Genomic DNA, 9386 nt, shown 5'->3' with positions numbered 1-9386 from the left:
TTCCTTAAATTCTTTGCTGTAACGTTTCATTGCGATCCCCTCCGTCTCTGTTCGTTCAGTTTAACAGATTTTTGGGGAATTTGCGACTGCACTTACAGGGTACTACTCCACCCTCTGCTGTCGTTCCTGCCCCCGTCTTTGGCGGCGTTTCGCTCTCCTTGGTACGCTCGTTGCGGTCAGGGTTCCTCCGTTTCCCTGCCGGAAGTCGTTGCGCTACATCGCCGGGGAGCATATCCCATACAGGCCGGTCATTCGATTGGAATAATCCATCGATGAACTACCTGTATCATAGAACATTTTTGAGCCTTGTGCCGTATGTCCACAAAAAAGGAATTAAGGGCAAATATCGGAAATTTCCACGATTGTGGAAAGTATGGTATAATCCAGTCAGGCGGCAGGGAAGCAGCCGCTGGAAAGGAGCGTGCGCACATGAAAGGAGCGACTACCATACAGGAACGCCTTTGGGATTTACGCAAGGAAAAAGGATTAAATCTGGAAGAACTGGCACAACTGACAAAGATTTCAAAATCTGCCCTTGCCAGCTATGAATCTAAGGACAATAAAGAAATCAATCATGGCAACCTTATCACGCTGGCGGATTTCTATGGAGTGTCCATTGATTATCTGTTATGCCGGACAGAAAACAGGGAGCAGGTCAACACGCCTTTAACAGAATTGCATTTGAATGACGAAATGGTTGCGCTTCTGAAAAGTGGCCGGATTAACAACCGTCTGCTGTGCGAACTTGCCACCCACAAGGACTTTATAAAGTTTTTGGCTGATATTGAGGTTTATGTGGATGGGATTGCTTCCATGCAGATTCAGAACCTCAACTCCCTTGTCGATACTGTCCGGCATGAAATTATAGAACGCTACCGCCCCGGAGAAGATGACCCGTACCTGCGGATTTTACAGGCCGCACACATTGAGGATGACGAATATTTCAGCCACATGATACAGGATGATATAAGCGTAATCGTCCATGATATTCGTGCTGCACACAAGTCTGACAGTGAGAGTGCGCCACCGACTACCATTGCCGAAGAATTGAAACAGGACTTAGAGGATGTTGCAAATTTCAAGGGAAGCCCTCTTGAAAAACAGGCTGCGCTTTACTGCAAGCGGCTGGGTATCAATTATAACAAGCTGTCTGATGTGGAGTTCCGGCAACTTGTACATATCCTTGAAAAATCGAAATTCTTCAAAAGCTATGTCGGCCAGAGAAAAAAACGGAAATAAAAAACCGCTGTTGCATGGTTGTGTATGTTTCCATGTGGCAGCGGTTTTGTGCTGGTGGTATTTAGTTGAGAACGTGGCTTGATAAACTGGAAGTTGTTTATTAAACCTTTTTAACCTTAACCAACAACATCATAGGTCTACGCATTTCATCACACATTCCCGGCATATCCATCATATCTGCCGGAGGCATTGCTTCCTCAATAGCCTCAATTTGAAAACCACATTTTATAAGTGGATTCAATATCTGCGTTAATGTGTGGTGCTGTTTAATTACTCGTTGACCAAGAAAATTGGTTTCTCTTTCGCCTGTGTAATAGTAATTGTCGATTGGCCAATATTTAGGTTTCCCATTTTCATCATAAATCCAATCCTCATTAACACCTGCGGTGAAAGTCGGATGTTCAATATTGAATAGGAAATACCCACCTACTTTTAATGTGCAATACACCTTTTGATAAACATTAGCTAAATTTTCGATATAGTGCAGTACCAGGTTAGAAACAACTAGGTCATAAGTATTTTCAGGATAAATGTATTCTTCAACACCGCAAACTTTATACTTGATTTTGTCATCAGAGTTATCAGCTACTGCTTTTGCAATCATTTTTTGACTACTATCAATACCAAGAATTTCAGTAGCTCCCATTTGTGCGGCATATTTGCAATGCCAACCGTAACCACATCCTAAATCCAAAACTTTTTTTCCCTGTAATTTAGGCACTTATGAATGATTTTCTACGCAAAATGGCAAAATTTCACCCATAGCAAATTAGCATTAGTTTAAGACGCCAACGCTGGAACAAGGATCAGATTCTTTACATTTAAACCGGCCGCAATGATTTCTTTGCCAAGGGCAGTGATCAGATATTTATAAGAACCGGGTATTTTTTCAATCAGACCATGAAGCCTGAGCCGTTTAAAAATCCTTGTCATCGCAGACGGCGTGATTTCAGGAAGATGTTCACGGATATTTTTCCCCTGCATACCAAAGGCCATGTATTCCCCTCTGCTGATGGCTTCCAGGATGGACAGATCGCGGGAATCAAAAAAGTTAAATCCACGGTAAGAACGTTCCTTCTCCTTTTGCGGGCGGCTGACTTCATCCAGCTTCTTTTTTCCGCTGCTGTGGTCATCAAAAGATGAAATAAATTCAAGATAGCGGAGGTTCGCAGATTTCAGGATTGCGAACAGATGGTACAGGCTGTAGATACTCTTTTTCAAAGGCGCTTTCTGAACGCTGGCAGTTCCATCTTTGTGCTGAACTTCACGCTCCACACGGAATGTGCTGATGTCATTGCAGGTACTTTCAATCCGCAGGACACAGCCGAATTTATCATACATTTTAATGGATACATCACCCATATGGTGTTTGATTCTCGTACCGGGAATACGCTGGTTATAGTTAGTTCCGATTTCTTTGATACAGTTATAAGTGATACGCTGTCCGAGGAATGTGGCGATATCATCTGGCTTTACCGTAAATATCGCAGTGCGGATGATTTCATCGTAAAGGGGTTCCAGATATTCAGGCTTTTTGAACATGATATCCGTTGCACATTCAATCTGTTGGACCGTCCATGTATAGCCAAGCCCAAGGGACTCAGGGACAGGGCTGTAACGTTTGGCAAAGACATCCAGAACCTTGTGGAGATCTTCCGGGTTAATCCGGTCGGAAAGCTTCTGGGCCGTTTCTATATCGGAAATTTCCAGAAAGGCGTTGTCGTGCATACGGTAACTAATCTGCTTCCTGTCCAGTTTATGGGCAAGAAGGTTATGCCCGTTCATATAAAATTGAAGGCGGAAAGGCGGCCATGTTGGGACGCGCAGATAGCAGAGGCCAAGTTCTTTGTCAATAAAATAAAAATAGTAATGGAGACATTTGCTCTGATCGAACTTTAAGAAAGTCTTCCCTGTTGTTTTATCATGCCATGGTCTGTAAGTATTGCAGCATTCCATGGCAGAAAAGATATGGACGAGGCCTTCTGTTTTTCCGGTTTCAGAAATGATCTTCTGGATACGGTCATCTTTGCGGAAAGCATGGAGTTTGCGTATGAACTCAATTTCAATCCCGTTTTCCGAAGCAATCCTATCCGCATTCTGCCGAACCTGCTCTGTAAGGGGCTGTGAGAAATCAGAATAATCAAAAATGCGGATGTCGTTGGTCTTCATATATGTGGTCATTGCATCAGCATGGCTCCAGTTTGGGATGTATCCCTGGATGATCATGCGATCATAACAGGTAATGATGCCATAAATTTTATCAGCGTATTTATCTGTAAGTAACATAATAGAAATCCCCCTTTTTCTTTAGAATAACACAAAAGGGGGAACTACAAAATAGACTTTTCCGGTTTATCCGGGTTAGGGAATAACGGTTGCAACTGATGCCACTCTCCAGCAGCTTTCAGACCGTCTTTGCTTCTTCCCATTTCCGCATATGCGGCAAAAAATTCACTATTATCGTAAACATTTCTCATTGATAATTACCTCCACAACTCCCGATTTTTCTGGCTTTATTATATTACAATGTCCTTCCAGATGGAATAGGCTTCCTCAAAAATTCATTCAAAACCTCTATGTTTGTCAACTTTCCGCTTCGGTATCTGATTCCGGCTCATTCTTCGTGATAACAAGCCGCCCTTGCTGGCATTTCACGGTAATTTTATCCCCAGCGGAAAAACCGGCCTGTTCCAGCCAGTTTCCCTGTAAAAGAATCTGCGGCGGCGATTTTTTGAAAGCACCTCGCCCATTATAAACGGTCAGTTTACGGTCGTCCATCCGTCCTCCTTCCCCGCCGCCTGCCGGCATACGATTTCAAATACATCCCCATCCTCTGTCCTGACAGTGAGCAGGCTGTTCTGCTCGTCTGCGTTCAGGTCGGCAATCCCCATCCCTTCGCTGTCGTTCAGTAAATCAAAAAGTTTGTCCCTAAAATAATTCAGTTTCATTCTGTTGTTCCCCTTTCATAGCTTATAGTCTATTGGCTAATATTATATAGTCTTTTAGAAGCTATTGCAATCCCTATGTGTGATGTAGTCTAAAAGTGAACAAAATAAATGCTAATAGCTTATGAAATGGGTGGGCATTATGGAAACAAAAGGATTGGGCAAACGTATCAACATGGTGAGGAAAGACCGGGGATTCACGGCTGACAGGCTTTCAGAATTATGCAGTATAAACGCAACCTATCTCCGGCAGATTGAAGGCGGGACAAAGGTTCCCAGCCTGCCTGTATTTATCAATATCTGCAACGCACTGAAAATTTCCCCGGATTATCTGCTGCGGGATGCGCTGGGAGATAATGAGGTCAGTGATATACGGGAACTGGCAGAGTTGTGGGAAAGCACTTCGCCCAGCCAGCAGGAAATCGCCGCTGCCATGATTCGGGCGGTATTGGAGCGCAGGGAAGATTAGAAAGACCAGCCGGTAATCGGCTGGCCTTTGCATATCCAATCAAATATAAATCAATTCGCTTTTTATGATTTCCTCTGCCCGGTTTCGGATATTGTTCATCCGCCCTACCCATTCAAGCTGGTTCCGGGCTTTCAGTTCCTCGGTCACTCCCTCGGTGGCTTTCATCTGCTCTATGATTAAGTCAAGCCGTTCCTCCGCCTGCTCGTTCAGGTCGGCAAGGTACGTCCATAATTTCCCTGTTAGGATAAGGGAACTGTACCATGCCGGATGTTCCTGTTTCAGATATTCCCGGTGCAGCCGCCCATAATGTCCGATAGGGCGGTCTTCCTCCGGCAGCTTCAAGTCCGGGATATAATAATCGCCTACCAGAATATAATCAATGCCGTTCTCTGTGATTCTTTCTTTCAGTTTTTCCATTATCGTTCCCTCTTGTGGCGGAAGGCTCGTCACTGGCCAGTTCAATCACGTCCATAATGCCACAATCCAGCGTTTCGCAGATTCGTGCCAGCGTGTCCATGCTGATGTGTTTTCCTTCTTTGCCCATATTGGCAATCATATTTGTGGTTAGGCCAGCGGCAAGCCTTAAATCTTCTTTCCTCATGTTTCGCTCTATCAGCGTGTGCCAGAGCGGTTTGTAGCTGATGTGCATTTTTCTCCCTGCCTTTCTGCCCCGGATGGGCGCTTGCCCCCATTATATCAGGTTTCTTGCTAATCCACAAATATTTCTTGACGATATCGCCGGTTCCGTCTGGATTGTGCTTTTCCTTTCCTCTTTTGATTACCTCTAATTAGCCATGACCTGCTTCATGCCCTGGCTTTTGGAACCTGGGTTGTCCGATCCATAGCCCTCCAGCAGATTGACAACGCCCCACACGCCAAGTCCAGCGCCGAGGGCTACAACAAGAGTCTGCAAAGTATCAATAGCGGAAGTGAAAAACTGCATAGAGCCTCCTTTTCTCCGGGGTATTCCCGGCCATGAAAAAAGCCGCCATTTCTGGCGGCAGGTTTACATACTTCGGGACACTTTGTCCCAAAGCCCTATTTATGCAAAGGCGTCCGGATCGTCGATGTCATCATAATTGAGGATGTCCTCGTCCTCGCTTGTGAGCCCATCGTCCGGCACAGCCACGGCATACACCTCACACAGCTCGTCCGGCCCGGGCCGCCTGCGGCGGTTAATGAGCCGGTCAAGGTCAAAGGCGTTTTTCTTTTTGTCGGCTTCAGCCGTATATCGGTAGTTCGGGTGCTTTTTCAAATCGTATTTCGGGGAATAGAACGGGGGCAGGCCCCGAAGCTGTAAAATGCACTTATCCCCAGGCATGGTCGCCAGTTCGCTGGGTGTCATCAATTCCCGGCCCAGCCGCTGGTTATTTTGACTGTAGCTTTCCGACTGGCCACGGGAGCGGCTGTCCGTCTGCATGGAGATGGTAGCCTTACCCAGCCAGTTCTCGGATATTTCCTTGATGGTGCTGGCCTCCCGGCCTCCGAGGAATATCACGCTGTCCATATTTCCCAAAATGGTTTCGGCGTGTTTATCGTAAATTGCCTTACACTGGGCCAACTGCTGATAGAACAGCGTCAAGCTGATCTCACGGGAACGGATGACAGCCACGATCTTTTCAAGCTGGGGAACCTGCCCTGTGTTGGCGGCCTCGTCCCACAGCACCCGTACATGATGGGGCAGGCGGCCTCCGTGAACATTGTCGGCCCTCTCGCACAGCAGATTGAACATCTGCGAAAAGGCCAGAGCCACAAGGAAATTATAGGTTTGCGTAGTGTCCGAGATGATAAAGAACACCGCCGTTTTTCGATCCCCGATGCGGTCAAGCTCCAGCTCGTCATAGGCCATGACCTCCCGAAGCTGGGGGATGTCAAAGGGAGCCAGCCTTGCGCCGCAGGAAATAAGGATCGACTTCGCTGTTTTGCCGCTGGCTAATTTGTACTTTTTATACTGCTTGACCGCAAAGCAATCCGGCTTTCGTTTCTCCAAGCCCGCAAACATATAGTCCACGGCGTTCATAAAATCCTCGTCATCCTCCTTGACCTCCATCCCGGAAATCATGTCAACCAATGTGTTCATGTTCCGATCCTCGGCGGGCCCCTCGAAAATGATATAGGCGATGAGGGCGCAGTAAAGCAGGGTTTCCGATTTTGTCCAGAACGGATCGCCTTCCTTGCCCTCGCCTTTGGTGTTGGAAATGAGAGCGTCCACAAATTTAAGGATGTCGGCTTCGTTGCGGATGTACGCCAGCGGGTTATAGTGCATGGATTTTGTGAAATCAATGGAATTGAACACCTTGATCCGATACCCACGCTTTTGCAGGAAGTGGCCCACCTGCCCGAGAACGCCTCCTTTGGGATCGACACACACATAGCTGCATCCGCCGTTTTTGTCTGCGCTGGCCTGCAAAATCTGCGGGGTAAGCCAGAACCGGGTTTTGCCGGAGCCGGACGAACCGATCACACAGGCATTGAGGTTGCGGGCGTTGGCCGGATTTTTCGGGCGGGTATTCATGGTAAGGAACTCCGTCCCGGTCAGAATGATGTTGTTTTCAAACTTTGGATCTACGAAAGGGGCTATATCTTTCGGACAGCCCCAACGGGCTGATCCATACTCCTCATCCCGCCGAAATTTTTTGGCGTTTTTGCTTTTCACATAGACCATCACCCGGAACGCCACAGCCCCCACAATGCCAACGAGCCAGTCAAAGGGAGCAAGCCCCGGGGCAAAGTCAGCAAAGGCCGGGCCAATGGTCTGGCCCAGCCCCATGAGCTTATGAGCAAAATCCGCACCCGCCGCCAGACGGTAGGCCGTCCCCAGCTTGAGAAAGGCCCACAGGACAAACAGATACGGGATGTTGGGAATAAGGTATTTTTTGATGCTATCGTTCTTCACGAACCACCTCCTTTGACCGTTCCTGTGTTTTGGGCGGTTCCTTTACAAGCTGTTCCGCCGCTTTTTTGAGTTGTTCCCGGATGGGGATGCGGCTGGATTTTGACTGTTCCAGAAGCCTGCGGGAGTACCGCTCAAAACAGGCGGTAATTGCATCCGCCTGTCCCGCCTTGAAAAACAGCAGGTATTTGTCCGGCCCGGTTTTGTAAAAGGCATAGTCCACATTAAAACGGCGGGCCATACGGTCAAAGAGCTTCGGGGCCTCCACCTCGATGCTGTTCACATTTTCGCCGTGAGCCATGAGCTTTTTCACGCTCTGCCTGCCGTGGGGCCTTTGGGCTTTCTTATGCCGTTTGGCGATCTGGCGGCCCGCCGCCCGGAGCACATAGGCCAGCCCCCGGGCTGTCAGTTTGCTGGCCCGGACAGAAATCGCTATGGAGCTCCGGGAAATTTCTTCATCAATCAGTTACACCGCCTCCTTTCGCCTTGGGACAAATTGTCTCGAAGTCCCGTTACCGTTCCTCATGGTGTTTTTCAGCCAGCCGCCGGAACCCCTCCTTTGAGGAACCGTCAATAATTTCTTGATAAGCGGCCATCTGCTCCCGGATCGAAAGCTGGGGGTAAGCAAAAACCCTGTGTCCAGCGGGGATGTCCTGGGGGCCGTGGTAGACCTCCCGGAAATCGTCACTTACCTTCGTCACATAGCCGCCCGGTGCAAAGTGTCCGTTTTCGTTGATGGAAATGTCCCGCCCGTATGCTTCAAAGTCAAAGTAGGGTTTTATATTGTCCGGCACTTCGAGACTTTCCATATCCTCCACATAAAGGCGGCCCAGCATTTCCTCATTGTCCACGCCGGGATGCAGGTCGTAGCAGTCCAGGTTTTGCGTAAGGTTGATCAAGTCCTGCACAGAGCCACAATGCTGGCCGCTGTCCATAACCGCCTCCAGCGTTTCCCGTTCTGATGGGGAGAGCTCCTTCAGCAGATGGGCCAGATGGTTGAGCTCGTCAATGTTTTCATACTCGCCCAGATAGTCATAAAGGCCGAGAATGTCGCTGTCAAAGGAGATAATAAAGTATTCCTGGCAGCGCACCCCGTCCACGCCGATCCGCTTTAAGAGGGACTGCACCTCCTCCGTGTTGGTGGGGAAATGCAGCGTTTCCCCCACCAGATGCCCCGCACTGTAAAGGGCAGGATTTGAAATGAAAGCCTCAAAAACAGACTCCATCAGCGTTTTCCCTGTCCCTTGACGGTCAGGATGCCCTCAAGGGTGGTGGCGGTAATTCCCAGCCGCTGGGCCACGGCAATATCATTTTTCATGGCCTCGGTCATGGTGTGGCCGCAGACCACCAGCACATGGGAGCGGCGCAAGAGGTCACGGCCCATGTCGATGCCGCTTTTATGCTCCTCGGGCACTGCGTCATTGAGAAACAGGGGCAGATAAAGGGGCGGGCAGATCGGGGAAAAGCCTGCCTCATAAACCGCCCGGCAGTAGCGGGCGGCCTGTTCTGCGTTTTCACTGTCGCCGCTCAACCATGCGGCGGTAATGTATGCAAGGGGACGCTTCATAGTCAATACCTCCGATATTTTAATAAGAAAGTTCAACCCAATCCCCCCGCCCTTTCCCAATCATGGGAAAGGGGGCGGCTCTGGAGGATATACCCCCGCCGCTTGCCGGGGAAATAGCACAGCCGGGGCAGACCGTCAAGGGCAGGCCGCCGTAAAACGGCGGTGAAGTGCTCCCCAAAAGTTGGACAAAAGTTATGCGGCAAAGCCATTTTGAATTCTGTATTGGACAGGACTTAACCCATTCAATTTTTCTTTGATTCGGTTATGGTTATA

13 protein-coding genes and 2 pseudogenes are annotated in these 9386 nt (G+C 48.6%); 2 read left to right on the top strand and 13 right to left on the bottom strand.

Annotated elements, in window-relative coordinates; genetic code table 11:
* The first annotated feature begins 429 nt into the window (after positions 1 to 429).
* Positions 430 to 1239, top strand: coding sequence for a helix-turn-helix domain-containing protein (locus tag ACTQ34_RS16660; RefSeq protein WP_022621311.1), 810 nt, complete (start codon positions 430 to 432; stop codon positions 1237 to 1239).
* Positions 1240 to 1339: 100 nt separating this feature from the next.
* Here ACTQ34_RS16660 and ACTQ34_RS16655 read toward each other — a convergent pair whose 3' ends face one another.
* The 5 genes from ACTQ34_RS16655 to ACTQ34_RS16635 all read right to left on the bottom strand — a co-directional run bounded on the left by ACTQ34_RS16655 (position 1340) and on the right by ACTQ34_RS16635 (position 4187).
* Entirely contained in the window at positions 1340 to 1960 is a 621-nt protein-coding gene (locus tag ACTQ34_RS16655) for a class I SAM-dependent methyltransferase (RefSeq protein WP_046921238.1), read from the bottom strand.
* A 59-nt stretch (positions 1961 to 2019) separates the two neighbouring features.
* Positions 2020 to 3525: a MarR family transcriptional regulator gene (locus ACTQ34_RS16650; protein WP_046921239.1), complete on the bottom strand. Its 1506-nt coding sequence runs from the start codon at positions 3523 to 3525 to the stop codon at positions 2020 to 2022.
* 44 nt (positions 3526 to 3569) lie between these two features.
* On the bottom strand, positions 3570 to 3716 hold the full coding sequence (locus ACTQ34_RS16645; protein ID WP_191979432.1) for a hypothetical protein: 147 nt from the start codon (positions 3714 to 3716) through the stop codon (positions 3570 to 3572).
* Positions 3717 to 3822: 106 nt separating this feature from the next.
* Positions 3823 to 4017, bottom strand: a complete 195-nt coding sequence (locus ACTQ34_RS16640; protein WP_046921240.1) for a SymE family type I addiction module toxin — start codon at positions 4015 to 4017, stop codon at positions 3823 to 3825.
* On the bottom strand, positions 3999 to 4187 hold the full coding sequence (locus tag ACTQ34_RS16635; RefSeq protein WP_046921241.1) for a hypothetical protein: 189 nt from the start codon (positions 4185 to 4187) through the stop codon (positions 3999 to 4001). Before ACTQ34_RS16635 ends, ACTQ34_RS16640 begins: the two co-directional genes overlap by 19 nt.
* Positions 4188 to 4326: 139 nt before the next feature.
* On the opposite strand from ACTQ34_RS16635, the gene ACTQ34_RS16630 reads away from it, so the two are divergent.
* Positions 4327 to 4653, top strand: a complete 327-nt coding sequence (locus ACTQ34_RS16630; RefSeq protein WP_044478901.1) for a helix-turn-helix domain-containing protein — start codon at positions 4327 to 4329, stop codon at positions 4651 to 4653.
* Positions 4654 to 4692: 39 nt separating this feature from the next.
* Here the strand turns inward: ACTQ34_RS16630 and ACTQ34_RS16625 are convergent, their stop codons facing one another.
* The 8 genes and pseudogenes from ACTQ34_RS16625 to ACTQ34_RS16590 all read right to left on the bottom strand — a co-directional run.
* Positions 4693 to 5070 carry a TnpV protein gene (locus tag ACTQ34_RS16625; protein WP_046921242.1) on the bottom strand — a complete coding sequence of 126 codons (378 nt, stop codon included), beginning with the start codon at positions 5068 to 5070 and terminating at the stop codon, positions 4693 to 4695.
* Positions 5030 to 5302: pseudogene (locus tag ACTQ34_RS16620) on the bottom strand (helix-turn-helix domain-containing protein); the annotation flags it as partial. The gene ACTQ34_RS16625 and the pseudogene ACTQ34_RS16620, both read right to left, overlap by 41 nt.
* Before the next feature lie 141 nt (positions 5303 to 5443).
* A pseudogene (locus ACTQ34_RS16615) lies at positions 5444 to 5596 on the bottom strand (Maff2 family mobile element protein); the annotation flags it as partial.
* A gap of 99 nt (positions 5597 to 5695) precedes the next feature.
* On the bottom strand, positions 5696 to 7549 hold the full coding sequence (locus tag ACTQ34_RS16610) for a VirD4-like conjugal transfer protein, CD1115 family (protein WP_005933642.1): 1854 nt from the start codon (positions 7547 to 7549) through the stop codon (positions 5696 to 5698).
* Positions 7536 to 7931, bottom strand: a complete 396-nt coding sequence (locus ACTQ34_RS16605; protein WP_057572972.1) for a PcfB family protein — start codon at positions 7929 to 7931, stop codon at positions 7536 to 7538. The genes ACTQ34_RS16610 and ACTQ34_RS16605 overlap by 14 nt, the downstream gene beginning before the upstream one ends.
* 127 nt (positions 7932 to 8058) lie before the next feature.
* Positions 8059 to 8772 (bottom strand): antirestriction protein ArdA, encoded by a 714-nt coding sequence (locus ACTQ34_RS16600; RefSeq protein WP_195377021.1) that lies wholly within the window; start codon positions 8770 to 8772, stop codon positions 8059 to 8061.
* Complete coding sequence (locus ACTQ34_RS16595) at positions 8772 to 9113, bottom strand: DUF7768 domain-containing protein (protein ID WP_014080816.1); 342 nt, start codon at positions 9111 to 9113, stop codon at positions 8772 to 8774. The genes ACTQ34_RS16600 and ACTQ34_RS16595 overlap by 1 nt, the downstream gene beginning before the upstream one ends.
* 192 nt (positions 9114 to 9305) lie before the next feature.
* The coding region (locus ACTQ34_RS16590) for an IS3 family transposase (RefSeq protein ID WP_441364662.1) at positions 9306 to 9386 on the bottom strand (81 nt) is incomplete at its 5' end.

The organism is Agathobaculum sp. LCP25S3_E8 (genome assembly GCF_052117165.1).
In the GTDB taxonomy this organism is placed as follows: Bacteria; Bacillota; Clostridia; order Oscillospirales; family Butyricicoccaceae; genus Agathobaculum.
This window is presented reverse-complemented; position numbering and strand designations above follow the sequence as displayed.

Bases quoted from the DNA above. Each gene is read 5' to 3' on its own strand.
- ACTQ34_RS16635 (WP_046921241.1), bottom strand. From the start codon at position 4,187: ATGAAACTGAATTATTTTAGGGACAAACTTTTTGATTTACTGAACGAC.
- ACTQ34_RS16660 (WP_022621311.1), top strand. From the start codon at position 430: ATGAAAGGAGCGACTACCATACAGGAACGCCTTTGGGATTTACGCAAG.
- ACTQ34_RS16640 (WP_046921240.1), bottom strand. From the start codon at position 4,017: ATGGACGACCGTAAACTGACCGTTTATAATGGGCGAGGTGCTTTCAAA.
- ACTQ34_RS16630 (WP_044478901.1), top strand. From the start codon at position 4,327: ATGGAAACAAAAGGATTGGGCAAACGTATCAACATGGTGAGGAAAGAC.
- ACTQ34_RS16595 (WP_014080816.1), bottom strand. From the start codon at position 9,113: ATGAAGCGTCCCCTTGCATACATTACCGCCGCATGGTTGAGCGGCGAC.
- ACTQ34_RS16625 (WP_046921242.1), bottom strand. From the start codon at position 5,070: ATGGAAAAACTGAAAGAAAGAATCACAGAGAACGGCATTGATTATATT.
- ACTQ34_RS16600 (WP_195377021.1), bottom strand. From the start codon at position 8,772: ATGGAGTCTGTTTTTGAGGCTTTCATTTCAAATCCTGCCCTTTACAGT.
- ACTQ34_RS16650 (WP_046921239.1), bottom strand. From the start codon at position 3,525: ATGTTACTTACAGATAAATACGCTGATAAAATTTATGGCATCATTACC.
- ACTQ34_RS16645 (WP_191979432.1), bottom strand. From the start codon at position 3,716: ATGAGAAATGTTTACGATAATAGTGAATTTTTTGCCGCATATGCGGAA.